Origin of the sequence: Sinorhizobium terangae (assembly GCF_009601505.1) — a bacterium.
GTDB lineage: Bacteria > Pseudomonadota > Alphaproteobacteria > Rhizobiales > Rhizobiaceae > Sinorhizobium > Sinorhizobium terangae.
On sequence record NZ_WITC01000036.1, the window covers coordinates 212,814 to 238,088 of the forward strand.

Below are 25,275 nucleotides of genomic sequence, written 5' to 3' on the forward strand. Positions count from 1 at the left end.
AATGCAAGAGCTGACACGCCCGGAAGCAGCAATGCGGCGAAGGACTACCGCATTTTCCTTGCATCGCTGAAAGATCGGATCCGCCCGCCTGCAAAGTCTTGAGGGAGCAAACCGCACCGCGAGAGCAATTTTCGGCAAGCGTCGATCATCCGGCAGTGCTCGAAATCATTCGCCCGAGATGCGGCGGCTGCCGCGAAACGCCTCCGGTGAGTGTCCGAAATGTTTCGGCCGGGAAGCACTGGCAAGATCACGCTCCATCGGTCTCCACCGAAAGGCATGATAGCTGCGCTGCCGGCCGGCCTCGGCCACGAGCCGATAGAGCCGCTCGAGCCAGCGCAAGAGAACGGGCGTGCGGGAAAATTCCCGTACGACAAAATCGCCAACGGTGACGACGAGCCGCCCATGCTCGGGAGCAATATTCCGGTCGACCCATTTCTCCTGATCGAAACTCTCGATCGCCACGAGAAGAATATCGGGCCGGAGGGCACGCACTTCATCGAGGGCCTTCGTCTCGTCGGAAAAGCCCCCGATAGCGATGAACTGGTGCCAGGGCGCGTGGCTGCGGAAATTCTCGGCAGCCTGCTCCGCCGCGTGACGGTGCGATCCGATCAGCGCGACACGCATCGGCTTTTCGATATAGGTCAGGAGCGCGGGCACGAACGCCACCGCATCCCGACTGGTCGGAAACATGCGGTCGGTCACGATCGCGTGCCATTTGGGCCGGGAGACGACCGTGTCGGCGAAAGCCAAGGCATCGGCCCAGCCGAAATCGGGAGGCGGCGCGCTGGCTGCGATCCGCCTGGATGCCACTGCCGCAATCCGCGAAACGGCGCTCATCGTGATTTGCCTCCGATCGTGCCGATCGAAGCTGCGGCGAACCATTGCCATATGCGCTCCGCCATATCGAATCCCGAGGCCGAATTTGGCATCAGCGCGATAGGAAGGACCGGTATCGAAAACATGTTGCCACACGGGGATGAGAGACTATTCTTTTCACTTTAGCCGCTTGCAGTGAAAGGGCGTTTAAGGCTCTCATTCAAAAGCCGTTTGCCGGATTCAACATCTGTTTAGGAAGTTTTGCTGTAGTGCTTGCCAGCTATCTGCGCGCACGGGTCTCAAGATGACGCCGAACGGTCAGGACATCACCGTCTATTTCCAGACCGAGCGGGAAGATGCGGCGGATATCGAACTTGTGGTCGTCGTGCCGACCTTCCGCCGGCCCGATCACATCGTCAAAACGCTGAAAACCATTGTTTCGCAACGGCCTGACGTGCCTTTGGCGACGGTCGTCGTCGAGAGCGACGCGGAGGGGCTGGCTGGGGCCGAGGCGGCGAAAAGCTTCTTTGTCGGGCACCCGTCCGATTCCGCCATTGTCGTCGTTCGCCACCGCGGACACGCTCATGCGTGCAATGCCGGATGGGCGACGGCACTCGATCTCTATCCCAACCTCCGCGCGCTCGCCGTCATTTATGATGATGAAGTTGCCGCTCCGGAATGGCTCGATTGCCTCGTCGCCGTCCAGGAAACCCATGGGGCGGATATCGTCGGTGGGCCGCAGCTTCCCGTCTTCCAGGATCCACATGAACAGAAGTGGAAGCGACACCCCGTTTTCACGCCTCCTTACAGCGAGAGCGGACCGGTACCGATGCTCTATTCGGCAGGCAACGTCCTTGTAACCCGGCCGGCGCTCGACGGGATGGGCCGGCCATTTCTGGATCCGACGCTCAACGTCGTCGGCGTCGGCGACGCGGACTTCTTCGATCGCTGCAAGGCGAAGGGATTCACGTTTGCCTGGGCAACGGAAGCCTGGGTCGCGGAAACGGTTCCGTTCTATCACACCACGAGGTCGTGGATCCGCGCCCGCAGTCTCGAGAACGGTGCGATCTCGGCACTCCTGGAGCATCAGCGCGATCCGACATTCTCCAGTCGGTTGAGAGCGCTCGGCAAGTCCCTTGCGCTCATCGCCACCTCTCTGCCGGTAGGCCTCAAGCTTTGGGCGGAGACCGGGCTTGCTGCTGCAAGCCTCTATCCGCTCTATGTCGCTGTCGGAAGGCTGACGGCGAAGATCGGCTCCGCCGAGGCGCAAGACCGGACGCCCGCTGCATGATTCCTTAAATCGGAGTCCGATTACAGCGCCGCGCGTCCAATCGGACGCGCAAAGGTCGCTGTAGCACTTTGAATTGCTGCATGATTTTGTCCATAAATCGATTCCGATTTAAGGAATCACGCAGTAGGCGCGCGGCGCTGTAGGACCGGTCAATGGCCGCTGGAAGTGGCCTTCACGGCGCCTTCGGGAATCTTGTCCGCAGCGACGTTTCCGTTTCTGTCGACCACGGGAACCGGCTTTTGATATGGCCTGTTCTGGCTGTTGGCGACCCGCTCGACATCGTCCTTGGTGAGATATTCGAGCTGTTCCACCAGCACCTCGGTGATCACCTCATTGCCGAGCTTCTTGTTCAGCCTCTCCTTTACCGCGACCTTGAAGCTCGGCAGATCGAACGATCCGGTATCGGCAAGATCGACGAACTTCGAGCCGACGAGCATGTCATAAAGCTCGTCCGTCACGAGCTGCCGAAGCGGAGCATGCAGCTTCGCAATGCCTTCCTTGGTGGCCGAGAAGGACAGCTTGGCGAGGAAATATCCCTGCACGCCCCCTTCCTTGATGACCGGGACCGTGATGATTTCCCCCGGTATGTATTCCTCGGATGCGCGTCTGTCCGCGTCGGCCTCCGACACGACGGGCGCGGAAGCATATTGCATCGAGAAATAGACGGATCCGAGCGTAACGGCACAGACCCAGACCCCGGTGAGAACGAGCTTCAGCATCAGAAATCGCTGTAGCGGAACTGCGCTTCGGTGTAGATGCCGTCCGCATCGGCATCCTGGGCAGCCGTTTTGAGAAGATCGACCACGGAACGCACCGCCTCCAGATGCGCCTCGACCTTCTGGGAGTTGATCCGCAGCTTGTTGCGCAGATGGCGCGTCTGCGAAACGAAGGCCGGCGAGATTTCGCCGGGAATGGCATCGCGATGGAGCATCGTCAGTTCGTAGAGGCAGCGGCTCTTGTGTGCGTTCGACGTCTTGATATCGAAATCGGGGTCCACGCCGATTCGGCTGTTCTCGTTGTCGATGATCATTTCCAGGCGGCCGAGAACATTGCGAATCCGTACATCATTCGATGCCACAGCTTCCATAACTAAACTCCCAAAATAATCTAAAGCGCGATGCAGGCGAAAACCGCCGGATATGCTCGTCCGCTCCAGAGCAATTCCAGGAAAAGTGCGTAGCGGTTTTCCGTCCGGAATTGCGTAGTTTCAAAGGATTAGAGCATTTCACTGTTTCAATGAAAAACAGCGAATGCTCTAGGCTTGCTTCTTCTTTTCATCGTTGGTCAAAAAGCCGGAGAGAGCCTTGCGCTCGTATTCCTGGACCATGCTCGTCGCGAGGTTGTGGCTGTTGCCGTCGACCGAAGCATTCACCCGATCGGTCGCATCGCCCCCGACCATCCGGTCGGCAATGCCGATACCGCCGCCTGCGGCAAGTACGTCGCCGATCTGCTCGGCCATCATGCTCTTCCAGACGTCGCCGGATGTGCCCTTGCCGTAGACGTTTTCGCTTTCGCTGGGCAGCATGGATTTCACGAAATTCTGCAGCACCATCGCCTCGAATTTCCGATAGGTCTCGGGAATCTTCTTCTGCTCGACGCGGTTGTTGATGTCGCCCAGTCCGGTCGATCCCTCGGAGGGGTCGACAACGGAAACTGCCGCGGCAAAACCGTTGCCGTTCTCCGCAAGGCTCCTTGCCTGGAAAGCGGCGCGATTGGCCTTGAGCCTTGCCTGAGCCTCCTGAATTTCCGCCGGATCGGCCGCACGGACGACGTCCATCACAAGGTCGCTGGGCGGGGAAATAGCCATGTCAGATCCTCTCGAACCGAAGCGCCCGCAATCCTGCGCGGCCGCAAATGTCCCGAACCGGCTTGCCCATCGTTGGCAGGCCAACCCGATGGCCCACTATCGCCCTTCAACCTTACCGGAAGCTGGCGGAGCGAGGTGCTGGTCGATCAGATCGAGGATCGCATTGTCGGCCGCCTCGCGGTCCTCGACGAGGCGGGCATCTTTCATGTGCTCTTCGAAGCGGTCGCCTTTTGCGCGTTCCCTCAGCATGCGCGCCTCGTGAACCTGCTGGATGCCGAGCAGCATCTGATCCTTCTGTACCAGGCGCCCGAGCTGGGAGGCGTAATGGCCCGAGAAGACACGATGCATCGGGTGAGCCGAACCCATTGCATCGACGACCACGTCGATCGTTTCGGCAAGAACGGCCCGCTGACGCGTGGTCTCGGTGAACTCGCTTTCCGCCATCCGCTCGAGGTGCCGCTGGACGGCGACCAGGCGCTTCAACTTTTCCGACCGCGCCTTCACGCCTAGCCTCCCTGCATTACCGGCGCGAAGCCGTCAGCAAAGAGGCGCAGCATTGCTGCGATCCCGAGATACAGCAGGAACATGCCGCCCATGATGAGATAGGGCTGGGAGATGAAATAGACGGGAATCTGCGGGGCGAGCTTGTTCACCATGCCGATCGCGACGTTGAAGAGGAGGCCATAGATCAGGAAGGGGCTCGCGAGCCTCAACATGATCATGAAGGTCTGCCCCAGCGAATTGGCGAGCGTGATCAGCACACCTTGCGGGTCAAAGCCGCTGCCGATCGGCATCACACGATAGGATTGCGCGACCGCCTCGATGATCACGTGGTGAAAGTCCAGCATGAACAGGATCATCAGCCCGGCGAAGCTGATGAGGCTGGTGAGCTGGTTTTCGGCCGTATCTTCAAGCACGTCCGCCGTTGGCGGCGGACTGAATCCGATCAGCATGGTCGCGGCCGTGCCGGCGAACTGGAGGCCAAGCACATAATAACGGGCGACGAGGCCAATGACGGCGCCGACGATCGCCTCGGTCGTGATGAGATAGATGTAAGTGTGGCCCTTTCCGGTGACCTGCGGGTAGATGTCATCCCACATGATCGGCAGGATTGCCATCGAGATCGCCACGGCGATGAACAGCCGGACCTGGACCGGAATCCGCGCGGCTGAAAATCCCGGCATGATCATGACGCAGGCGCCGATCCGGCAGAAGGCCGCAAACAGCGCCAGTACCGTGCCCTCCGGGTCGGTAATCATGAAATCGAGCCGATGATCTTGATCTCAAGGCCCTTGGCAAGCTCGACGTGGGAGAGCACGGGCAGCGTGGCGAAGAGGCGTTCGATGATCATGCGCACATAAGAGCGGGATTCGGGCGAACTTACCAGCACGAAAGGCATGCCGCGATCGAGATGTTCACGGATAACTTTGGTCGCCTGTTCGCTGAATTCCTCCAGGTGACGGGGATCGATGTCGAACTCGACGATTTCGCCCTTAGCATCGCGCTTGAGTGCCTGATGGAAGACCATGTCCCATTTGTTGCCGAGCCGGAGAACGCGGAGAACGCCGTTGTCGGCAAGGTCGCCGCAGAGCTGTTGCGACATGCGCACGCGCACATGCTCGACAATCTGCTCGGTCTTGCGCACATGCGGCGCAAGCTCCGCTACGGCTTCGAGGATTAGGTGCAGGTTGCGGATCGACACTCGCTCCGCGAGCAGCAGCTTCAACACCGCCTGCAGGCCCGAATAGGACATGTGCGACGTGCAGATCTCGTCGGCGAGCTTTCGGTATTCCGGATCGAGCCGCTCGATCAGCACTTTCACATCCTTGTAGGAAAGGAGATGCGGAAGATTGTTGCGGATGACCTCGCTCAAATGGGTCAGCACGACCGAGACGTTGTCGATCGGATGGAAACCCTCGCGCTTCAAGTCTTCCGTGAAGGTCTCCAGGATGGAGACGGCTGGCATGCCGAAGGCCGGTTCCCTGATCTCGTCGCCCGGCACGCTGGGTCGGCGGCCGCCGCCGGTCACGACCAGCACTTCGCCGACCCGCACCGTGTTGGACGCGATCGTCGTGCCGTGAATGCGGATATGATAGGCCTTGTCCGGGATCGAGATATCGTCGGAGACCTTGATTTCCGGAACAACGAGGCCGTACTGGCCAGCAAATTTGCGGCGCATCTTGCCAACGCGAAAAGCGAGTTCCTGATGTGCGCCGAGCAGTCGCGTGGAAACCTGCTTGCCGAGCAGTAGTTCGATCTCCGCCGTCTTCAACACTGACTTGACGGAATCCTTGTCGCTCTCCGTCGCCTGCTGTGCCTTCATGGCCTCCTCAGCCCGCTTCTCCGCATTGGCGGCCTCGAGCTGCTTCGGAATGAGCCAGCCGAGGAAGGCCATGCCGCCGCCGAGCGCGGCAAAGGGCAGGAAGGGCAGCCCCGGCATGACCGAAAGCAGGATGATAAGGCCGGCGGCGACCGTCAGTGCCCGCGGATAACCGCTGAGCTGGCCGACGACGGCCTGATCGGTGGAGCCGGCGGTTCCGCCTCGCGAGACGAGCAGGCCGGCGGCGAGCGAGACGATCAGCGCCGGGATCTGCGAGACCAGACCGTCGCCGACGGAGAGCTTGACGAAAACGTCGGCCGCCTCACCGATCGGCATGTCGTGGCGGAGATAGCCGATGATGATGCCGCCGAAGATGTTGATCGCGGTAATGATCAGGCCGGCGATCGCGTCACCGCGGACGAATTTCGACGCGCCGTCCATGGCGCCGTAGAAAGAGCTTTCCTCTTCCAGCTCGCGGCGGCGGCGTTGCGCCTCCTTCTCGTCGATCAGACCGGCCGAAAGGTCGGCGTCGATCGACATCTGCTTGCCGGGGATCGCGTCGAGGGTAAAGCGGGCGCCGACTTCGGCGATACGGGTCGCACCCTTGGTAATGACGATGAAGTTCACCGTGATCAGGATCAGGAAGACGATCAGACCGATGACGAAATCGCCGGACATGACGAGGCTGGCGAAGCCGGAAATGACCCCACCCGCAGCGTCATGGCCTTCATGCCCGTGCGAAAGGATGACACGCGTCGTCGCGATATTCAGCGACAGGCGCGTCATCGTGGAAATCAGCAGGATGGTCGGAAAGGACGAGAACTCCAACGGCCGCTGGATCCACAGCGCGACCATCAGGATCAGCACAGAGAAGGCGATCGAGAACGCCAAGCCGAGGTCGATCAGGAACGGGGGGATCGGCAGGAAGAGAACCGACAGGATCGTCACGATCCCGAGCGCAAAGCCGATGTCCCGGCTCTTGGGTGCGAGTTTCGGGATGGTCAGCGTCGCCTGTTGTGCCATGTCTCTTCCGTCTCTTCATGAGAGGCGGGCAGCGGTCGCAGGCGCTGCCCAAGCTATAACGGAAGACCTAAAGGCCCAAGCTTGCGCGAGGGTGGTATAGAAAATGGTGCTGATGTTGATACCCCTTGTGGGGGAGATGCCCGACAGGGCGGAGGGGGGTGCTTCGCCAAGCGCTCGAAGTGAAAGCGCGCGGGGCAAAGCCGCAGCGACTAACTCGGAGCGATCCTTGCTCTAGAATCCGGACTGGATCCGGGAGAAGATGATGTCGGTGAAGATGGATATCTGCGCACCGACGAAGGGTGCGGAAACGGCGACGGTGATCATGACGGCCAGGATCTTCGGCACGAAGGTCAGCGTCATTTCCTGGACTTGGGTCAGGGCCTGAATGAACGCGATGACGACGCCGACCACCATGGCGGCGAGGACGGCGGGACCGGAGGCCACGATCACCGTCCAGATCGCAGCCTGCACAATATCAAGGGCGTCCGCCTCGTTCATACGGAAATCACTTCACTTTGACGCCGGGACCGATGACAAGCTCCTTGCCCGTATCCAAAACGGCGATGATTCCATCGGAGTATAGTTTCACCTCCTTGACGACGCCAGTCGTCTTGCCGTCGGCGCTGGTAACGGTCCTGCCGATCACGGCGTCCGCTTCGCTGAGCGAGGTACGCTGAAGCAGGCTTTCAAGATTCTTGTTGGTCTTGATCGTCTGCTCGACCTGCGAGAAGGTCGCGAGCTGCGCAATTTGCTGCGTCGCGTCCATCGGCTCGGTCGGATCCTGGTTCTTCATCTGCGCCACGAGCAGCTTCAGGAAACTCTCGTAGTTCAGCGTCGCGGCGCTCGCGTCGCCCGTCGAATCCGTGGCCGAGACCGTCGGCGTATAGCCTGTCGAAGTCGAGCCGACGCCACTTACCGCCATGGTGCAATCTCCTTGCGAATCTGCTCGACCGTTGCCGGCGTGATTTCCTGCGCGTTGAGAATACGATCTTCGATCGGATAGAGTGCCCGGATCGCCTTCAGCGCCTCGAAGGCGCGCCCTTGAGTGACGAGACCGTCGATGCGCTTAAGCTCGGCCAGAACCTCTTCGTTCTTGAAGCAGTTGAGCAGCATGACGATCGATTTGCGGAACATCGCTGTCGACTGTTCGGCGCCTTCCGGGTTGATCAGGATCATCTGGGCAATGAAGTAGAGCTGCTTCAGCGGCGTCGTCGCGTCTTCCGGCTGCAGCACGTGGTTTTCCAGCAGGAAGGTGACGTCGTTCAGGAACTCGACCGCGACCTTGCGGTCAACGCGAAGCACCGCGCCGTTTACAAAAATCCTTTCGCCCGATTTCAGCGAGATACGCAGTGTGCTCTTCATTTCAGTCCATCCCTGATGATGGTGGTAATGTCTATGATGCCCTGGAAGTTGGAAGACTCGCGTTTGCGGATCTTCTCCGTCTCGTTCAAGATCCAGATGGCGATCGAAATCAGATTGGCGCGCAGCTCTTCGTTGAGCTGGTTATCCGGCGTGCGCAAATCCTCGATGAAGCGGATCCAGACGCGCCGGGTAAAATAGATCGCCTCGATTGCCTCCCTCGAATACCCTTTCTGCTGTTTCGCCGCCTCCAAGAGCGCGATCGAGCGATCGAGTACCTGCCGTTCGCGATCCTTGGAATCGGCGACGCCGTCCTCCATGATCTCGGCATACGAAAATTGATACATTCAGACATCCTTCATGTTTGTCCGGTTCCTCCCGATCAGAGGAAATTGAGCAAGCTCAACTGCTGAATCCGCGATGTGAGCGTGTAAGATGTCTCAAGTTGCGTTTTCAGAAGGTTTATCCGCGTCGACGCCGCCTCCTCGTCGATGCCTTCGATGTCGCCGATATGCGTGGTGACGAGTTTGATCTGCGCCGCAAGCGAGTCGTTTGCCTTCTTCACGCGAGCCTCGGCGACGCCAAGTGCGCTGCGCTCGGCGTCGATGCCGGTGATCCCCTTTTCGACGTAATCAAGGGCCGCTTCGCCGATTGCGCTGCGGACTTCCGAAGTGACGCCCTTGTCCATCAGCTCCGAGGCGAGAACGCTTGCAATCGCGAACATCCGGACCCCGGTCGTGTTGACGTTCGTCGAGCTTTCGATCACCTCGGACGTGCTGATGCGGCTCGTCATATTCTGGTTCGATGCATCGGACCAATCGGCGTCCCATTGGGCGCCGGTATACATCGGCTCCACGACCGTCGTGATGAAATCCTGCATCTGCGTGACAGAGAACTGGTCCATCGACGTCAGAGGCGGAACCTGGGCGGCCATATATGTCGACAGCGCCGTGTTGAACGCAGTCTTGGCGGCCGAGGTCACCGTCGAATTGTAGTCCGCGAGCGGCTTCGCGTCGGAATTGATGCCGGAAAACAGAAACTCGCCATTGAACGAGGTATTCGCCGCTGCCGTGAACAGCGAAAGCGCGCTGTCGATTTCGGTCTTCTGAATAGCCAATTTGTCGGCGGAATCGTTGCCTTTGAAGGTCACCAGCGTATCGCGGACCTTTTGTGCCGCGCTCGCCATCGTCTCGAGCGCCTCCTGGGAGGCAGAGAGCCGCTGGTTGACGATCGAATTCGTGCTTGTCAGCGCGTTCATGCGCGCCAGCTCGCGTTGCAGGTTGAGCGAGCGCGAGGTCGTTGCTCCGAGCGTGAGCCCGACATCGGCGTGGCGGCCCGTCGTCAGTTCCTTTTGAAGGTTGAGCATCTCCGCCTGTTGCTGCTGAATCGTCAGCCGCATGGCGTTTTGCACCGCCAGGTTCGAAACGAAGGACGTCTTCATAATTACCTCACAGCTTCGAGAAGGGCCGCCATCATGGCGTCCACGGTGCTGACCAGCTTGGCCGATGCTTTGTAGGATTGCTCCAGGTCGAGCAGCAGGGACAATTCCTCATCGATGCTGACACCCGTTTCCTTGCTGAGCGCCTCCTGCGTGCGGGCGAGAAGCGCCGATTTGTTGTCGCTAGCGGTTGAAGCGGTGCTGCGCAGCTGCTCCAGCCAGCCGATCGACGATGTCGCGAAATCGAGGATCGAGCTGCTTCCGTCGAGGCCCGTTGCGGGATCGAAGGCCATGTCCTTACCCATGGCATCGATGAAGCCTTCGAGCAGGGCGGTGTAGCCCGCATCGGGCGTTGCAGCGCCGCCCGGATTGGACACGACGCCGTTGAAGCCACCGTCGCGCAGCAGCATCGGATTGGCTTTCGCCAAGGGATTGACGGCAAGCGTCGCCGCAAGACCGGGAACGACCGTGCCCGCCGGCGGGACCGTACCGCCTGCCCAGGTGAAGAGCCCGGGTGCATAGGGCATCGGCGGCACGCCGGACGGATTGCCCTCCTGGAAGAGGGTCACCAGACCACGGGCAATTTCGTCGAGCTGCGACTGAAATTTTGGCGCGACGTCGTCGCGCAATTGAAGCAGGCTCGCCAGCTTGCCTTCGGCCGTCGTGTTGGCACCGGAACCCGCGGCAACCGGTACACCGTCGACATAGATCTTGTTGCCGGTGATCGTCGCATCATAGGCTGCCTTCGGAGCAAAGGTGACGGACCGCGGCATGGTCTCGAAGAGCACCGTGCCATCTGCCGTGTAGATCACCGTGTCGTTATTGGCTCTCGTCACGGTCGAGATGCCGATGATCTCAGACACCTGCTTCAAGATCTTGTCGCGTTGGTCGAGGGCTTCGCTCGCGTCCTGCCCCTGAGCCGTCGCCGATTTCACCGCATTGTTCGCCTTTTCAAAATCGGCAAGCAGGCTGTTCAGCTTCTCGACCTCGATCGCGATCTCCTTGTCGGCGTCGGCGCGCAGGCTCTGAACGGCATTCGCCGTCGTGCTGATCGCGTTGGCCAAATCGCCAGCGTCCGACACCGCGGAAGCGGCCATCGAGGGGTTTCCGGGCGTCGACGCGAAAGTCTGCAGGCTGTCCCGGAACGTCGCCAGGTATGTCGCCGGCGACGTTTCGTAGTCGTTGCCGCCGAGTGACGATTTCAGGAGCTCCAAACCGGAAAGCAGACGAGCCTGGCCGGACGACTGGCCGATGCTCGATATGGTCTGCTTAAGCAGTGCCTCGTTCTGCGCCCGATAGATCGAGACGACCTGCGCTCCGTTCGGCGTCGAGCCCAGCAGCGCCATGCGGCGCGAATAATCCGCGTTGCCCGCGTTCGCGACGTTCTTCGATACGATGGCCGTCTGAGCCGCCGTGTTGTTGAAAGCCGATTGCGCGATTGTGATTGCGGTGGACAGCGACATAACGCGGACCGTCTCTCTTTTCGATTACCGTTTCAGGTTGACCAGCACGTCGAGCAGTTCGGAGCCAGTCTGGAAGACCTTGGAGTTAGCCGTGTAGTTGCGCTGGGATTCGATCATCGCCGTCAGTTCTTCAGCGATGTCGACATTGGAGCTTTCGAGCGCCCCGGAAAGGATTTCGCCGAAGTTACCGGCACCGGCGAAGCCGGTGATGATGACGCCGGAGTCGACGCCCTGCGAATAGACGTTGCCGGACTCAGGCAGCAGCTTGTCTGGGCTCTGCACGTTGGCAAGAGCGATGCGATAACGTGGGTCGAGCTTGCCGTTTTCGTACTTGACGTAGACGATGCCGTCGGAGTCGATCTGGAAACCGGCGACCTTGCTCGGCGCGTTGCCGTCGATCGTACCGCCATCGGAGTTGAAGGCGTAGCCAAGTTGGGTGGTCTTGGTGAGGTCGATGGTGATCGCGGCAAGGTTCGCGCCAGTGCCGGGCAGACCGGTCATCGCCGTGGTCGTGAGCGTTGCCGGAGAGGTTGTGAGCGCCCCGCTTGCATCAAAGGCCAAGGCCGCGGTGCCGAGTACACCGGTGGCCGGCGGACCGGCGGTATAGGTCGCACGATCGCGGATTTCGACTGACCAATTGTTTGCTGCGGTTTTCGTGTACACAAAATCGAGAATGCGTGTGTTGCCCTGGCTGTCATAGACGACGAGCGACGTGGTGGACGCATCGCCTACGGCGGCGCCTGAAGGAAGATTGGCGCCCATCGACCCCTTCGTCGACCCCTGCGCGACCAAGCCTTCCGAGCTGAGATTCACCTTAGTCAGACCGTCGAAGCCGTTGACGACAACCGTCGGATCCGCGCCAGCCTGGTACTCGTAGCCCATCAGCGTGAAGCCGGCGGCGTTGACGAGATTGCCTTCCTTGTCCGGGACGAAGGCGCCGGCGCGCGTCAGATATTCCTGACCGTTTGCGCCTTCAACGATGAAGAAGCCACCGCCGTCGATGGCGAGATCGCTGCCGGACGTGGTGTAGGTCGTCGCACCCTGCTCGGAGATGCTGTAACGGACCTGGGTCTGCACGCCGCCGGAATTGTAGGCACCGTTGCTCGACGGCAGGATCATCGACGAGAATTCCGTCGACGCCCGCTTATAGCCGGTCGTATTGGCGTTCGCGATGTTCTCTGCGACCGTGCTGAGCCGGTTCGATTGGGCGTTCATACCTGAAACGCCGGTTCTCATGGTACCGTAGAGACTCATGTCGGATCCTCAATTCCTCGTTGCGGCGACACTAGGAGCCGGGCCTTGCGTGAACCTGTCTTGAGCTGCCCGGCTCGGTGCCGGCACTCAATTCCAGTCGATGCAGTAGCCAAGGAAACGCTTGGAATCGATCGGGTCGAAACCGAGCTTCTTGCGCAGCTTCTTGCGCAGTTTGCTGATGTGGCTTTCGACGACGTTCTCCTCGACGTCCTCGTCGAAGATGCCGTAGATCGCGTTGAAGATCTGCGACTTCGACACGCGGCGGCCGCGGTTCGCGACCAAGTATTCGAGAATGCGCCGCTCGCGCCGCGGCAGGGCGAAGACCTCGCCGTTGATTTCCGGATCGCGGCCGTCGGCGAAAACGCGGATCGGGCCGATATCGGTGTAGTTGGTGATGGCCTTGAGGCGCCGGCGGATCGCGGCAACCCGAGCGAGGATCTCGCGCGGGTGCACCGGCTTGCGCACGACGTCGTCGACCCCGCAGTCGAACAGCGCCAGGGTGTTTTCGAGCGAAGGTGTGTCGCTCATCGCGATGACCGGTGCCATGGAGCGGTCACGGATCGCGCGCGGCAGGCTGAATGCGCTGTCGCCCTGCCCGATCAGAAACGCTTCGACCGCGTCGATATCCGAGTCCGCAGCCGTGTTTACCCACTCGCCGAATTCCCTCGGATCAAACCCCGTCGAGGGAATACCTTCGCGCCCGAACAAGGACGTGTAGCCATCCTTTACGAGCTCTCTATCATCAACCACCACGATCATTCGTCCGCCTCCGAATCAATATGGGTGCCTCGTTGGATAAAGAGGTACGAATCGAGGGATTCATGAACAACTAGAGGAAGTTAATGGGAGATTTTAATAATTGATTAGGGATTGCGTGCCGATTTGATCTATATCTAGTAGGTGGTTGTTAATCATGACACTAAAATCGTGTGGAAAAGTTAACGGCGTGCAACAAATCCACTTGCCATCACAATCCGCCCGCATTGTCGCCACAATGCGGCAGCGGCTCTAAAATTACAACCTCAGGTTGATTATTGACAGAACTGCGTGGCGTTCGGCGTCCACTTGCCGTAGCCGGTCGCGACGAGATTCGCGATCACCCGGCAAACGTATTTCTTCTGCGCCGGATCGTTATTCGGACCGGCATGATAACGCGCGACAGCCATCGTCCAGCTCTCGTGCTTGGCGCGCAGATTGGAGAGGAAGCGGGCGGCATATTCGACATTCTTGCGCGGATCAAGCATTTCCTCCGGCGAACGGAAATTCTCGCCGTGGAAGTAGTAGTTGATCTGCATGCAGCCGAGATCGATCAGCTTGGCCCCTTGCGCGCGGGCCGTACCGAAGCGTGCCAAAACGTCTTGCACGCTGGTGCCGAAATAGGCCTGGCCCTCGATGTTCATCGCGTAAGGCTGGAGGGATCCCTTGCGGCCGGTCTCGGTCAAGCCGACGGAATAGAGAATTCCCGTCGGAATGCCGTATTTCGAGGCGGCTGAAACTATCTCGCGTTCGCAGACCCCGGCGCTTGCCCAAGCGCTACATGTAGACGTAGCCAGCACGATTGCGCTCAGCGTCAACCGGCGCATCATCCAGTCCGTCATTGCCCGTCCACCTTTCCGCCATGGGTGCTTGCGCACCGTCCTGTCTCTGGCGTCCCTGCCCGCCCCCCTCGCCGGCGTGCTCGCGCCCCTGCTGACCGGGGGCGGTTTGCGCCTGCTGCTGCGCACTGCCGCCGGAAGCAGCATCACCGCCGGCATTGAACACGATATTGACCTGGTCGACCGCGAAGCCCTGCGCGCGCAAGGCTTTCACCATCTCACCCTGATCGTCACGCAACTGGCGGAACGCCTCGCCGGACTCGACCTTCAGATCGACCTGCAGTTCGTCGTCCTTCAACCGCAAGGTCGCCGTCACGGTGCCGAGCTCGATCGGATGCATCTGGATCTTGAGGGTGTTGAGCGTCTTGCCGACTTGGCCTGAGGGGTCGGATTGCGCCAAGGCTGCGCTCGATTGCATCAACTGCGCCCATCCGCTATCGCCCGCAATCGCACCGGCCACCGACGCGGTGTTGGTGTTCATGGCCAAGCCGAGATAACGGCGCGCCTCCAGGACAGTGACGTTTTCCACTTTGGATATGGTGGCCGGCTTGCCGTTATCGACGACCGTCTTCTCTCCGTCCTTCGAAATGTTCATCGTCACTGCCTGACCCTTGCCATCGGCACGTGCAAACCGGAACAAGTGGTCGGGTTCGGACACGTCCTTCTCGCCATGCAGGCCCTCATCCGGACCAATGTCGGTCACGCCTTCGCCTTTAATTCGGACCGTATTGCCCGCAACGTCGCGCTCGCCGGATACGCGGTCCGGCTTGCCTTCCGGCTGCTGCAGAGCGGCGGTTACCGCGGCGGCCGTACCGAGCATCGTCAGCAAGTCGTCAACGCTTCCTTTCGGGGACTCGGCCGAACCGGAAGCATCCTTCTCACCGGCGCCTGCCTGCGGCTCGGCCAAGGCCGCGCCTTCCGCCACCACCTGCCCATGTGTAAGGGCAGCAATTTTTTGCGCGAGCGCATCGGTGTCCTTCTCGCCCCCAGCGGCCCGATGACTGCCCAATGACGCGCGTTCCCTCCCCGCGAGGCCCAGGCGCTGGAGCCTTTTCATGGCGTGCTCGCGAACGGAGAGGGAGTCGGATGGCGCTCGGTTGCCTGCCGGAATCATATCTTCCGATCCACCGTTGCCGGGATCCTGCAACGACCCCGCGCGCCAGTTATCCCCTAACCCGTTGTGCCCGGTCGTGGCGCGACCTTCGCGGCCGCCTGCTGCTCTGATTTCATCGGACGACCGCTGCGGACCGTTCGACCCGTCTGTCGACTGCTTGGCATCGCCGGGGCCGGCGCTTTGTCCCTGCGCCTTCTGACGACCGGCGTCGGCAACGGCGTCTTCGAAAGCGCGCGGCGCGTCGCCGACCTGCTCTCTTCCGCCCTGCCGCGATCCTGCCTTGCCTGTTGCTGCCGGGACTGCGCTACGCAAGTTCTCTTCGAGAGGCCTCATAGTCCTTCCTCCTTCAGGAGCGCATCGATCTCAGCGATCTTCGAGCGACCGTTGGTGACGAACCCTTCAAACGCCGGATCCGCAGATGGGGCCGCTCCGACGCTGGTCTGGCCACCGTCCCTCGGCTGACCCGGTGCCTCAGCCGCCTCGCCGAACGGGCTCATCCCGCTTCCCGTCTCCTCGGGCACAAGCTGGCCCTCTACCGCGGCGATTCCGTCTTGTGTAGGCGCTGACGCTTGTGTGAAGCTTTCATCCTGCGGCAGTTGCACCACCGCGTCCGCAACCGTCTTGGCCGCATCGCGGAGCGCACGGTCGCGCGGAGACAGCTTTTCATCAGGGATTGCATTGATGGTCTCGGTGGCGGCGAACACGTCCGCAGAGGGCACTGCGGCGAGCCCCTCGTAGAAGCTCGCGAGTACCTGCGACTGCGAAGCGCCTCCGTCGGCGAGACCTTCGGCCCGCTGCGAGGCAAGCCGCGCGAGCGCCTGGTTGCCGCCGATCGCCGCACGCCGGGCGACGCGAAGATAGACCTCGCGCTGGCGCGGTTGATCCATGAAGGCCAGGATTTCGGAGATCTTCTGCTCGGCGGCTTCGTCGAAATGTGCAACCGCGAGTTCGACGAACACGTCCGCGAACTGACTTGCGTAAGGCGACGTCAGGTAGCGGCGCGCATAACTTAAAGCGTAACGAAACCCTTTGTCGGGTTCGTTCGCCTTCAGTGCAAGAAAGACGGAACGGCGCAGCGCCGCCTCCTCGATGATCGTGCCCGGCGCAGTCAGACGGGCCCAGTCATAGTATTTCATCGCAGCCAGGGGGTTCTGCTGCGAGGTCGCGTTGCCGAGGATCAGAAAAAGATAGGGGCCGATGCGGGCGTTCTTGTATTCCGGCGCCGCCTTCGAAAGCGTCTCGACGGTGAGCGCGCCCTTGCCGCTCAGATATTGCCGCAGCGCGTCCGTTATCCGGCTATCGAAATTGCCTTCGATATCGCGGTCGGCCAGATAGTCGAGTGTGTCAGGGTTACCGCCGCTCATGACATAGACCAGCGCCGCGTCGACGTTGCGCGGATCGCGGAAGGCCGATTGCTCGACGACCCTCAGCCGCTTGTCGATCGCGCCCAGCATGAAGCGCTGCATCTCGATTGCGGAATGATCGCCGAGCACGACCGAATCCTGAACATATTGCAGCGACCTTATCATCTTGAAGGGCGCGAGCTCTTCAGCCTCTCGCGCCCGGGCAAGCCCGACGGCAAGCGGGAAGGCCAGAACCGACGTCAGGAGGATGGCGTGCAGCCGCTTCAGCATCCGATCAACCCTGTCCCGACTGCAACAGGATTTCGATGCGCCGGTTGCCGGGCGCGTAGGGATCGCTCGGAACCTGGAGGCGGCGATCCGCGAAGCCACTGATCTGGCTGACACGGTCCTCCGTCAGGCCGCCGCGGACGAGCATGTAGTAGGCGCTCTGCGCGCGCGCCGCCGAGAGGCGCCAGTTGTCATAGGTTCCGTCCTTGAACGGCCGTCCGTCCGTGTGGCCGCGGATAGCGACGGCACCCTTGCGCGCTGCAAGCAGCCGGCCGATTTTTGCCATGGCGAGCACGAGTTCCTTCTGCGGCACGGCGGAGCCGACCGCGAACATCGGCGCATCCGTCTGCTCGCTGATGGTCACCAGAAGGCCGCCCTCGGCTGGGGTTACCATCAGCCCCTCGATGAGGCGCCCGGCATTTCCGCCGAGTTCCTTCTGGATTTCGGCTTTGAGCGCGTCTGCCTCTTTCTGCTGATCTTTTGCGGCGGCCTCCGTCTTGGACGCGTCCACGCTCGCCGCCGCTTGGCCTTCGGCCTTGGCCGGCAGCGTGCCGTTGGCGGCCGGCTTTTGTTCGGCCGCTCCCTGCTGCGCAGGGTTAGTCGCGGCCGCCACGTCGTCTACCGCGGTATTGCCGGCGTCCTTGATCTCGACCTGCTTGGTCCAGAAGTCCGGATCGAAGGGATCGCGGTAGGCCTCGCCGCCCTCGGCACCCGTCGCCGGACCTGACCGCGCGGCGCCACCATCGCCCTTGACACTGATATTGGCCTGCTGGCCGACTTCCTTGGCGATCTCCGAAAGGACCGAATAGGGATTCTCGAAGAAATCGGCGTCGGAATACTTCGTTTCCTCGCCGGAGGTCGCGGTCAGCTGATCGCCTTTTTTGGCGGTACCGCCGGTTTTCGCTTGCTCGCCGTCGGTCTTCGACCGCTGCTGCGTCTGCTCGCCCTGGGCGTCCTTGGCGGGATCCTTGAGCCCCTTCTCCGAGGGCTTCTGATCGGTGAGTTGCACCGGATTGAAATAGGATGCGATGGCAGCCTTCGTCTCTTCGTTCGCGGCGTTGATCAGCCACATCACCAGAAAGAAGGCCATCATCGCCGTCATGAAGTCGGCATAGGCAATCTTCCACGAGCCGCCATGATGATCGCCATGGCCGTCCGCGGGACGCTTGACTATGATGATTTCGTTCTTGCCGTTATGATGGCTTTCGTCACTCATGCCAGAACTTTCCGGACGGTATCGGACCAGGCGGCCATTCTGGTCACCAGTACGGCATCACCCATTTCGACCGCGAGATCCATGTCGTTGGTTTCGATATGACGGAAAAGCATCGTGTCATCCGGCATATGCCGCTTCAGCGCCTCGAAAAGAGTGAGCGGCCCCTTGACCGTGATCGCGCATCCCTCGCCGGCGCCAAGTCCCTGTCTGACCATCCGCGCCAGATCTTCGATGGCGCGCTTCAGCAGCGCCTCTTCCATGACGGGCGCAAGTACGCGCGCCGTCTGGTCACCAAGGCCAAGGGCCAATCGCTCGGTCATTTCCGCGACCTTGCTTGCCAGCCTGCCCGCAACTTCCTCTTCGAGGCGCTGCGCCAACGCTTCCATTTCCTCGACGTGACGCGCCTTAAGTTCGGCGATCTCTCTTTCATGCTCGAAGACAAGTTCGGCGCTGGCTTCGGCCCGACCTTGGGCGAAGGCATCGCGCCGCTCGGCATCGATGTCGATCTCCGGCATGGCTGGCCTCGCACTAGGACGATCCGCGCCTGGAAAGTCGGCGTCGATATCCGGGAAATATTTCGGCGGCATCCTCGACAACTCGATCTTCGGTGCGCTGAAATCCTTGAGGTACCGGGAAAGCTGGGCGCTCATCGGCACGCCTCCGATGGTCGCGCGGCGGACGTCGGCATGATCCGCCCGTCCCTCGCACGCGGCCTCACGGCCCGGAAATCCAAAGAGCCTGACACGTTTTCAATGTCTCCCTCGGGTCCCCCCGCCCGAGACAGCGACAGGACCCAACATTCTCGATGTGCAACGGCTCCTTGCGAAAGCGGAGCTGGCAAGACCGATGCAAGCGGCGGCGCAAAACTCATTTTGGCCGACAGTCCGAAAAGACTGCGATGGGAGGCTATTCGGTCAAACTTGCGCGAAAATGGTTGGACCGCGCCAGGGCAAGCAGCGCGGTCCAACTGTCTCCGCCCGATGCCGATGACCGGCGGCACGGCGGAAGGCGACGCCGCTTGCTTTCGCGCAAGCGGACGGAAAGCGACGGCAGCTGCGCCGTCGCGCGAGGCATACCAGCGCTCACTGCTGGAAGAGGCGCAGGATGTTCTCGGAGTTGGTGTTGGCGATCGAAAGGGCCTGGATGCCGAGTTGCTGCTGCGTCTGCAGAGCCTTGAGCCGCGTCGATTCCTCGTTCATGTCCGCATCGACGAGACGTCCGACGCCTTTGTCGATCACGTCCATCAGGTTCGCGACAAAGCTTTCCTGCATGTCGATGCGGGTGGTGATCGCTCCGAGCGTTGAGGCGGAATCGGTGAGCTTGCTCAACATTTTGTCGACAACGCGGATCATGTCGTCCAGCTGCGCGCTCGTCGTCGCAGCGGTGAGCTTGATCTCGGTGCTGCCGGCGACAGGCGTGGCCGGGGGCGCGACGATGAGGTGAAACAGGCGCGCCGTGCCCGATGGCGTCGCCTGCAACTGATCAGCGTCATAGCTGTTGGTCAGCAGCCCACGCGTGGCATCGGCCGAATCGATCAGCATCGACTGAGCCGTGTCGAAGTCGAGCGTCGTCACGGAAACATTGCCGTTACCGCTGCGGTTGAAGGACGCGACGATCGACTTGGTCCCGACCGCCGCGGTGTTGGAATTGTAAAGCCAGTTCTCGCCGGAGAAAGACGCGGACTGCGCTGCGGAAAGCAGCTGATTCTTGAGCTCGGTGATTTCCTTGTCAATTTTCAGCTTGTCGACGCCCGGCTCGCGCGCGGCAACGAGCTTCGCCTTGATCTCGCTGATCACGTCGATCGACGTCTCCATCGCGGCATAGGCCGTATCGACCTTGGCGGCGCCAAGGCCAAGTGCGTCCTGGACGGTGGAAAGCGCCGCGTTGTCGGACCGCATGGTCGTTGCGATCGACCAGTAGGCCGCGTTGTCGCCGGCGGTCTGGACGCGGTAGCCGGACGAAATCCGGTTCTGCACCTCGGCCATGTTGCTGTTGATCGAGCGCAATGTCTGGAGCGCCGCCATCGCGGCGGCATTGGTCATGATGCTGGTCATAGATCGTTTGCCCTGAATGATTTTTTCAAGAACATTCCGGAGTGCACCGGCAGCGATGGGACCAGCGTCATGCGAACCGCCTCTAATTTGCCCTGAGAGACGGCCCCTCGCTCTTAACGAAGATGTAACGATTTGATGGTTAACAAATAGTTAACGGGCTTTACGAGGCAGTAATAAAAATAAACGAAAATAAACAAAGATTGAGGAATACCTAAATACAGCGCCGCGCGTCTTAACGGACGCGGCAGGGACACTGCAACCCTTTGTATTGCTGCTGGACAGGCAAGAAAGCGGAAAGCCGCGCTGCTCGTCGAGCAGCGCGGCTTTCTTGTGCGATTAAGCTGTAATCGGCTCCGATTAACGGAACAGCGACAGGATGTTCTGCGAGTTGGTGTTGGCGATCGAGAGCGACTGGATGCCGAGCTGCTGTTGCGTCTGCAGGGCCTTGAGGCGCGTCGATTCCTCGTTCATGTCGGCATCGACCAGGCGCCCGACACCCTTCTCGATCGAGTCCATCAGATCGGCAACGAAGTCGTTCTGCATGGTGACGCGGCTGTTGAGTGCGCCGAGGTCCGAAGCGGCATCGGTCATGGTCAGCAGCGCTGCGTCGACGCCGGAGATGGCTTCCGCCAGATCGCCAACAGTCATGCTGGTGATGTCCATCTCGAGCAGGTTGTAGCTCAAGGTGACCGTCGTCGTGCCGTCCGTGTCGGTGTATTCGAGGTCGCTCGAGAGCAGGCCAGAGCCGTTGGTGACATAATCGCCAGACGCATCGACTTCGATGAGCGAGCTCTTGGTCGTGTCGAACTGCAGCGTGGTCAGGCTGACATTGCCATTGGCATCGCGGTTGAACGAGCCGACGATCGACTTGGTGCCGGCGGCATTGTTCGGGTCGTTGTAGACCCAGTTTTCGCCGGAGAACGAAGCGGACTTCGCGATGCTGATCAGCTGGTTCTGAAGCTCGGTGATTTCCTTCTGGATCTTGCCCTTGTCGACGCCCGGCTCAGAGGCAGCAACGAGCTTCGCCTTGATTTCGTCGACGACGTCGATCGAGGATTCCATCGCGGTGTAGGCGACGTCGGTCTTGGCGGCGCCGAGGCCGAGGGCATCCTGAACGGTCGAAAGCGCCTTGTTGTCCGAACGCATCGTGGTCGCGATCGACCAGTAAGCGGCGTTGTCCTGCGCGGCACCGACGCGGTAGCCGGAGGAGACCCGGTCCTGAGTCGTTTCCATCGAGGAATTGATCGAGCGCAGGGTTGCGAGCGCCGTCATTGCGGCGGTGTTCGTCATGATGCTTGTCATTGGCTGAGTGCCCCTTGGTGACAGTTGAAAGAAAAAGGGACATTCCGGGATTACCGGGAAACGGCGGTCAGCTTCATGCCTGCTAACGCGTTAATCTTGTTGGTTAACCCGCCGTCTCGATGGCCACAGCAAACACCAACATAGTTAACGAAGGCTGAAGCGAATTCCCGATTCCGTCAGATTTTTGAGAAGCCATCGACCAGAAAGGCAGAAGGCCGCGTTCTTGCGAAACGCGGCCTCGATTTGCTGAAGTCAGGTACGGGTAATCACCCGCCCATTGCTTAGCGGAACAGCGACAGGATGTTCTGCGAGTTGCTGTTGGCGATCGACAGCGACTGGATGCCGAGCTGCTGCTGCGTCTGCAGGGCCTTGAGGCGTGTCGATTCCTCGTTCATGTCGGCATCGACGAGCTTGCCGACACCCTTCTCGATCGAGTCCATCAGATCGGCCACGAAGTCCTTCTGCATGTCGACGCGGCTATTGAGCGCACCGAGATCGGAGGCTGCATCGGTCATCGTCTGCAGGGCGGCATCGACACCGGAGATGGCCTCGGCCAGGTCACCAGTGGTCATGCTGCTGATGTCCATCTCGAGCAGGTTGTAGCTCAAGGTGACCGTCGTCGTGCCATCCGTGTCGGTGTATTCGAGGTCACTCGAAAGCAGGCCCGAACCATTGGTGACGTAGGCACCGGCCGAGTCGACTTCGATGAGCGAGCTCTTGGTCGTATCGAACTGCAGCGTGGTCAGGCTGACATTGCCGCTAGCGTCGCGGTTGAACGAACCGACGATCGACTTGGTGCCGGCAGCATTGTTGTTGTCGTTGTAGACCCAGTTTTCGCCCGAGAACGAAGCGGACTTCGCGATGCTGACGAGCTGGTTCTGCAGTTCCTTGATTTCCTTCTGGATCTTGCCCTTGTCGACGCCCGGCTCAGAGGCAGCAACGAGCTTTGCCTTGATTTCGTCGACGACGTCGATCGAGGACTTCATCGCGGTGTAGGCAACGTCCGTCTTGGCGGCGCCGAGGCCGAGTGCGTCCTGAACGGTCGAAAGCGCCTTGTTGTCCGAACGCATCGTGGTCGCGATCGACCAATAGGCGGCGTTGTCAGAGGCCGAACCAACGCGATAGCCGGAGGAAATGCGGTCCTGGGTCGTTTCCATCGAGGAATTGATCGAGCGCAGGGTCGCAATTGCGGCCATTGCCGAAGAGTTCGTCATGATGCTGGTCATGTGAGTTGTCCCTTTTTTACTGAATACGGTTGGGGGACATACCGGACTGCGTACACTACCGGTGATGACGGACCGGCTTCATGCCTCTCGGTTCCAACAAACATCCTTTGGAAGAAACCAAACCCGTCATGTGGAGACGAATATCGAGACCAATGCTTGCAAATTCATTAAATGCGGGTGCCTGTTCCGGATGGCTCGAATCATGCTTAACGCACAATTAAATGACTGACCTCATGTAGTTTTTTCGTCGCAGCACATCTCCTTGACAGGTGTAAGCCAACAATCTTGGAGTCACGCCTGAGGCAAGGTCCGGCAGCGACAATGTCCCCTGAAACATGTCGATCGAATCAGGACTGGAGCGGCAGGACGCCGACCGCTGTCCGCCCTATGCGACGGAGCCGCACTTGAACGCGCATGCCCTCTTCACGACCGCCTCCCGGCAATATCAGAAAGGCCAGTACACCGAGGCGCTCAACCAGCTTAACCACCTGATGAACATCAGCCGGGAGGCCAAGACATTCGTCCTCCTGGCGAAGGTCCTCTTGAAACTTGGCTTCAAGACCGATGCGGCGCGCGCCTATCAATTGGCCGGAGAGGAGAAGGGTTCGCGTTCGGAACATTATTTGACCGAAGCGATGAAGCTGCACTTTGCGTGCGGCAACGAGGACGAGGCGCTCAGCATCGGTCTTCCCCTTCTCGAAAAGGCGAAGACCGACCCGGACATCGCATTCATCATCGCATCCATCTTCTTGAAGCGGGACCAGAAGGAAATTCTCGGCCTGTTCAAGGCGCCGCTTTCCACCAGCGCAAATATCCAGCACCAGTCTCTCGCCTTCAAGCTTCTGACGGCCGATATCGACGATGCGCAGGATCGCGATGCAGTCGTCAATCTCTTCCGGAAAAATCCGAAGAGCACGGTGTTGCGGGCGGCCTATCTCGTCTTCGCCCGCGAGGCTAACGACTACGTAGAGATCGAGAAGTACTATCCGGACGTCCAGAAAGCCCTGGATGCGGGGAAATACCAGATCCTAGCTGCCGAGTCCCCTTACTATCACGTTACGTGGTGCGGCGATGAAAAGCTTAACCGATGGGCCGGCGCAAGGAGCCAACCTTTTGCTTCCGCAATTACCGAGGCGCGACGCAACATGCCGCATCAATGGGCGAAGAAGATCCGCATCGGATATCTTTCGGCGGACTTCTGGGATCAGCATGCAACGATGAAGTTGCTTCAGGCAGTATTGGAACTACACGATCCGGAAAGATTCGAGGTCACGCTCTTTTGCCATACGAAGGAGAGCAACCTGGCCCGCGATCGCGGCAACCGCGGCAACTGGGGACGAATTGTCCGCATCAACGATATGTCCGATGAGGAGGCGGCGGCTGTCATCCGTTCAGAAGGCATCGATATCCTGGTCGACCTCAAGGGCCATACGCTCGACAACCGGCTGAAGATCCTTAACCATCAGGCTGCACCGGTTCAGGTTTCCTGGCTCGGCTTTCCCGGAACCGCGACAAACATCGATGTCGACTATGTTATCGGTGACCCGTATGTGCTGCCTGAGGGAAGCCAGGATCATTACTACGAAAAGTTCTGCCGACTGCCGGAAACCTATCAGCCGAACGATCCCTATCACCGCCCACGCGCGTACGGCATTGCGCGAAAGGACCTCGGCCTTCCGGACGACGCGTTCGTCTTTGCGTCGTTTAACGCCAGCAGAAAGATCTCTCTGCAGACGATCAATCTCTGGATCGAAATCCTTCGCCGAACACCGGACAGCGTTTTGTGGCTCATGTGCAAGAGGGACGCGCAGGCCAACATTCTGCGCAAGTTCCAGAGCGGCGGTATCGCTTCGAAACGCATCATCCTGTGCAGCAAGACGGCCTATACACAGCATATCAACCGTCTGCCCGCGGCCGATCTCGGCCTCGACACCTATCCTTATAACGGCCACACGACCACGTCGGAACAGCTCTGGGCAGGCTTGCCGGTGCTGACCTTCAAGGGTACCAACTTCGCCTCGCGCGTAAGCGAAAGCCTGCTCAACGCGATCGGGCTTCCAGAACTCGTGACCGCCGGCGCCGAAGCCTATGTCGCCGAAGCGGTCGCACTCTATGAGAACCGCGAGAAAATCGCCGAATACAGGAAGACGCTCGAGGAGAACCGCTTCCGCATGCCGCTGTTCGACGCGGAGCGCTTCTGCCGACACCTGGAGCGCGGCTATGAGATGATGGTGGATCGCGCCAAGCAGAAGCTGCCACCGGATCACATCGATGTTCCCGCACTTCCGCCGCGCGAGGGTTCCTTCGAGCGATAGATCGCCCGCATCACAGAAAAGGTTGAAAGAGGCAGTGGATCCACTGCCTCC

The 25,275-nt window shown here is 60.3% G+C and carries 25 protein-coding genes; 2 read left to right on the forward strand and 23 right to left on the reverse strand.

The window, feature by feature from the left end:
- Positions 1–165 precede the first annotated feature (165 nt).
- Positions 166–837 carry a WecB/TagA/CpsF family glycosyltransferase gene (locus GHK62_RS09370; RefSeq protein ID WP_167528200.1) on the reverse strand — a complete coding sequence of 224 codons (672 nt, stop codon included), beginning with the start codon at positions 835–837 and terminating at the stop codon, positions 166–168.
- A gap of 283 nt (positions 838–1,120) precedes the next feature.
- Between GHK62_RS09370 and GHK62_RS09375 the strand changes: the two genes are divergently transcribed.
- A complete protein-coding gene (locus GHK62_RS09375) occupies positions 1,121–2,107 on the forward strand; it encodes a glycosyltransferase family 2 protein (RefSeq protein WP_153438382.1) in 987 nt (328 codons plus the stop codon).
- 149 nt (positions 2,108–2,256) lie between these two features.
- On the opposite strand, the gene GHK62_RS09380 is transcribed toward GHK62_RS09375, so the two are convergent.
- The 22 genes from GHK62_RS09380 to GHK62_RS09485 form a co-directional block, all read right to left on the reverse strand.
- A complete protein-coding gene (locus GHK62_RS09380; RefSeq protein ID WP_153438383.1) occupies positions 2,257–2,826 on the reverse strand; it encodes a hypothetical protein in 570 nt (189 codons plus the stop codon).
- A complete protein-coding gene (locus GHK62_RS09385; RefSeq protein ID WP_153438385.1) occupies positions 2,826–3,194 on the reverse strand; it encodes a hypothetical protein in 369 nt (122 codons plus the stop codon). The genes GHK62_RS09380 and GHK62_RS09385 overlap by 1 nt, the downstream gene beginning before the upstream one ends.
- Positions 3,195–3,362: 168 nt before the next feature.
- Entirely contained in the window at positions 3,363–3,914 is a 552-nt protein-coding gene (locus tag GHK62_RS09390) for a rod-binding protein (RefSeq protein WP_153438387.1), read from the reverse strand.
- Positions 3,915–4,010: 96 nt separating this feature from the next.
- Positions 4,011–4,418 carry a hypothetical protein gene (locus GHK62_RS09395; protein WP_184108433.1) on the reverse strand — a complete coding sequence of 136 codons (408 nt, stop codon included), beginning with the start codon at positions 4,416–4,418 and terminating at the stop codon, positions 4,011–4,013.
- 2 nt (positions 4,419–4,420) lie between these two features.
- Positions 4,421–5,173, reverse strand: coding sequence for a flagellar biosynthetic protein FliR (gene fliR, locus GHK62_RS09400; protein ID WP_153438389.1), 753 nt, complete (start codon positions 5,171–5,173; stop codon positions 4,421–4,423).
- Positions 5,170–7,257 carry a flagellar biosynthesis protein FlhA gene (flhA, locus tag GHK62_RS09405; RefSeq protein ID WP_153438391.1) on the reverse strand — a complete coding sequence of 696 codons (2,088 nt, stop codon included), beginning with the start codon at positions 7,255–7,257 and terminating at the stop codon, positions 5,170–5,172. Before flhA ends, fliR begins: the two co-directional genes overlap by 4 nt.
- Before the next feature lie 231 nt (positions 7,258–7,488).
- Positions 7,489–7,755: a flagellar biosynthesis protein FliQ gene (fliQ, locus tag GHK62_RS09410; protein WP_136506065.1), complete on the reverse strand. Its 267-nt coding sequence runs from the start codon at positions 7,753–7,755 to the stop codon at positions 7,489–7,491.
- Positions 7,756–7,762: 7 nt separating this feature from the next.
- Positions 7,763–8,179 (reverse strand): flagellar hook assembly protein FlgD, encoded by a 417-nt coding sequence (gene flgD, locus GHK62_RS09415; protein WP_153438393.1) that lies wholly within the window; start codon positions 8,177–8,179, stop codon positions 7,763–7,765.
- Complete coding sequence (flbT, locus tag GHK62_RS09420) at positions 8,170–8,619, reverse strand: flagellar biosynthesis repressor FlbT (RefSeq protein ID WP_153438395.1); 450 nt, start codon at positions 8,617–8,619, stop codon at positions 8,170–8,172. Before flbT ends, flgD begins: the two co-directional genes overlap by 10 nt.
- Entirely contained in the window at positions 8,616–8,963 is a 348-nt protein-coding gene (flaF, locus tag GHK62_RS09425) for a flagellar biosynthesis regulator FlaF (RefSeq protein WP_153438396.1), read from the reverse strand. The genes flbT and flaF overlap by 4 nt, the downstream gene beginning before the upstream one ends.
- Positions 8,964–8,998: 35 nt before the next feature.
- Entirely contained in the window at positions 8,999–10,057 is a 1,059-nt protein-coding gene (locus tag GHK62_RS09430) for a flagellar hook-associated family protein (protein WP_153438398.1), read from the reverse strand.
- A gap of 2 nt (positions 10,058–10,059) precedes the next feature.
- On the reverse strand, positions 10,060–11,517 hold the full coding sequence (gene flgK / locus GHK62_RS09435) for a flagellar hook-associated protein FlgK (protein WP_153438400.1): 1,458 nt from the start codon (positions 11,515–11,517) through the stop codon (positions 10,060–10,062).
- A gap of 24 nt (positions 11,518–11,541) precedes the next feature.
- Positions 11,542–12,771, reverse strand: coding sequence for a flagellar hook protein FlgE (locus GHK62_RS09440; RefSeq protein WP_153438402.1), 1,230 nt, complete (start codon positions 12,769–12,771; stop codon positions 11,542–11,544).
- 87 nt (positions 12,772–12,858) lie between these two features.
- On the reverse strand, positions 12,859–13,530 hold the full coding sequence (rem, locus tag GHK62_RS09445; RefSeq protein ID WP_136506072.1) for a transcriptional activator Rem: 672 nt from the start codon (positions 13,528–13,530) through the stop codon (positions 12,859–12,861).
- A 272-nt stretch (positions 13,531–13,802) separates the two neighbouring features.
- The gene (locus GHK62_RS09450; protein ID WP_380784988.1) at positions 13,803–14,369 is read right to left on the reverse strand and encodes a transglycosylase SLT domain-containing protein; all 567 of its coding nucleotides are present in this window, start codon (positions 14,367–14,369) and stop codon (positions 13,803–13,805) included.
- A complete protein-coding gene (gene fliK, locus GHK62_RS09455; RefSeq protein ID WP_380784990.1) occupies positions 14,305–15,480 on the reverse strand; it encodes a flagellar hook-length control protein FliK in 1,176 nt (391 codons plus the stop codon). The genes GHK62_RS09450 and fliK overlap by 65 nt, the downstream gene beginning before the upstream one ends.
- 329 nt (positions 15,481–15,809) lie before the next feature.
- A complete protein-coding gene (gene motC / locus GHK62_RS09460) occupies positions 15,810–17,114 on the reverse strand; it encodes a chemotaxis protein MotC (RefSeq protein ID WP_153438406.1) in 1,305 nt (434 codons plus the stop codon).
- A 4-nt stretch (positions 17,115–17,118) separates the two neighbouring features.
- Entirely contained in the window at positions 17,119–18,327 is a 1,209-nt protein-coding gene (locus GHK62_RS09465; RefSeq protein ID WP_153438408.1) for a MotB family protein, read from the reverse strand.
- The gene (locus tag GHK62_RS09470; RefSeq protein ID WP_153438410.1) at positions 18,324–18,977 is read right to left on the reverse strand and encodes a hypothetical protein; all 654 of its coding nucleotides are present in this window, start codon (positions 18,975–18,977) and stop codon (positions 18,324–18,326) included. Before GHK62_RS09470 ends, GHK62_RS09465 begins: the two co-directional genes overlap by 4 nt.
- Positions 18,978–19,409: 432 nt before the next feature.
- Complete coding sequence (locus GHK62_RS09475) at positions 19,410–20,381, reverse strand: flagellin N-terminal helical domain-containing protein (RefSeq protein WP_153438411.1); 972 nt, start codon at positions 20,379–20,381, stop codon at positions 19,410–19,412.
- A gap of 357 nt (positions 20,382–20,738) precedes the next feature.
- Positions 20,739–21,683 (reverse strand): flagellin N-terminal helical domain-containing protein, encoded by a 945-nt coding sequence (locus GHK62_RS09480; protein ID WP_153438412.1) that lies wholly within the window; start codon positions 21,681–21,683, stop codon positions 20,739–20,741.
- A gap of 281 nt (positions 21,684–21,964) precedes the next feature.
- A complete protein-coding gene (locus GHK62_RS09485; protein WP_153438414.1) occupies positions 21,965–22,909 on the reverse strand; it encodes a flagellin N-terminal helical domain-containing protein in 945 nt (314 codons plus the stop codon).
- Positions 22,910–23,313: 404 nt separating this feature from the next.
- Here GHK62_RS09485 and GHK62_RS09490 point away from each other — a divergent pair, with 404 nt between their 5' ends.
- A complete protein-coding gene (locus GHK62_RS09490; RefSeq protein ID WP_234886834.1) occupies positions 23,314–25,224 on the forward strand; it encodes an O-linked N-acetylglucosamine transferase, SPINDLY family protein in 1,911 nt (636 codons plus the stop codon).
- Positions 25,225–25,275: the final 51 nt, after the last annotated feature.

Bases quoted from the DNA above. Each gene is read 5' to 3' on its own strand.
- GHK62_RS09370 (WP_167528200.1), bottom strand. From the start codon at position 837: ATGAGCGCCGTTTCGCGGATTGCGGCAGTGGCATCCAGGCGGATCGCA.
- GHK62_RS09375 (WP_153438382.1), top strand. From the start codon at position 1,121: ATGACGCCGAACGGTCAGGACATCACCGTCTATTTCCAGACCGAGCGG.
- GHK62_RS09380 (WP_153438383.1), bottom strand. From the start codon at position 2,826: ATGCTGAAGCTCGTTCTCACCGGGGTCTGGGTCTGTGCCGTTACGCTC.
- GHK62_RS09385 (WP_153438385.1), bottom strand. From the start codon at position 3,194: ATGGAAGCTGTGGCATCGAATGATGTACGGATTCGCAATGTTCTCGGC.
- GHK62_RS09390 (WP_153438387.1), bottom strand. From the start codon at position 3,914: ATGGCTATTTCCCCGCCCAGCGACCTTGTGATGGACGTCGTCCGTGCG.
- fliR (WP_153438389.1), bottom strand. From the start codon at position 5,173: ATGATTACCGACCCGGAGGGCACGGTACTGGCGCTGTTTGCGGCCTTC.
- flhA (WP_153438391.1), bottom strand. From the start codon at position 7,257: ATGGCACAACAGGCGACGCTGACCATCCCGAAACTCGCACCCAAGAGC.
- fliQ (WP_136506065.1), bottom strand. From the start codon at position 7,755: ATGAACGAGGCGGACGCCCTTGATATTGTGCAGGCTGCGATCTGGACG.
- flgD (WP_153438393.1), bottom strand. From the start codon at position 8,179: ATGGCGGTAAGTGGCGTCGGCTCGACTTCGACAGGCTATACGCCGACG.
- flbT (WP_153438395.1), bottom strand. From the start codon at position 8,619: ATGAAGAGCACACTGCGTATCTCGCTGAAATCGGGCGAAAGGATTTTT.
- flaF (WP_153438396.1), bottom strand. From the start codon at position 8,963: ATGTATCAATTTTCGTATGCCGAGATCATGGAGGACGGCGTCGCCGAT.
- GHK62_RS09430 (WP_153438398.1), bottom strand. From the start codon at position 10,057: ATGAAGACGTCCTTCGTTTCGAACCTGGCGGTGCAAAACGCCATGCGG.
- flgK (WP_153438400.1), bottom strand. From the start codon at position 11,517: ATGTCGCTGTCCACCGCAATCACAATCGCGCAATCGGCTTTCAACAAC.
- GHK62_RS09440 (WP_153438402.1), bottom strand. From the start codon at position 12,771: ATGAGTCTCTACGGTACCATGAGAACCGGCGTTTCAGGTATGAACGCC.
- rem (WP_136506072.1), bottom strand. From the start codon at position 13,530: ATGATCGTGGTGGTTGATGATAGAGAGCTCGTAAAGGATGGCTACACG.
- GHK62_RS09450 (WP_380784988.1), bottom strand. From the start codon at position 14,369: ATGACGGACTGGATGATGCGCCGGTTGACGCTGAGCGCAATCGTGCTG.
- fliK (WP_380784990.1), bottom strand. From the start codon at position 15,480: ATGATTCCGGCAGGCAACCGAGCGCCATCCGACTCCCTCTCCGTTCGC.
- motC (WP_153438406.1), bottom strand. From the start codon at position 17,114: ATGCTGAAGCGGCTGCACGCCATCCTCCTGACGTCGGTTCTGGCCTTC.
- GHK62_RS09465 (WP_153438408.1), bottom strand. From the start codon at position 18,327: ATGAGTGACGAAAGCCATCATAACGGCAAGAACGAAATCATCATAGTC.
- GHK62_RS09470 (WP_153438410.1), bottom strand. From the start codon at position 18,977: ATGAGCGCCCAGCTTTCCCGGTACCTCAAGGATTTCAGCGCACCGAAG.
- GHK62_RS09475 (WP_153438411.1), bottom strand. From the start codon at position 20,381: ATGACCAGCATCATGACCAATGCCGCCGCGATGGCGGCGCTCCAGACA.
- GHK62_RS09480 (WP_153438412.1), bottom strand. From the start codon at position 21,683: ATGACAAGCATCATGACGAACACCGCCGCAATGACGGCGCTCGCAACC.
- GHK62_RS09485 (WP_153438414.1), bottom strand. From the start codon at position 22,909: ATGACCAGCATCATGACGAACTCTTCGGCAATGGCCGCAATTGCGACC.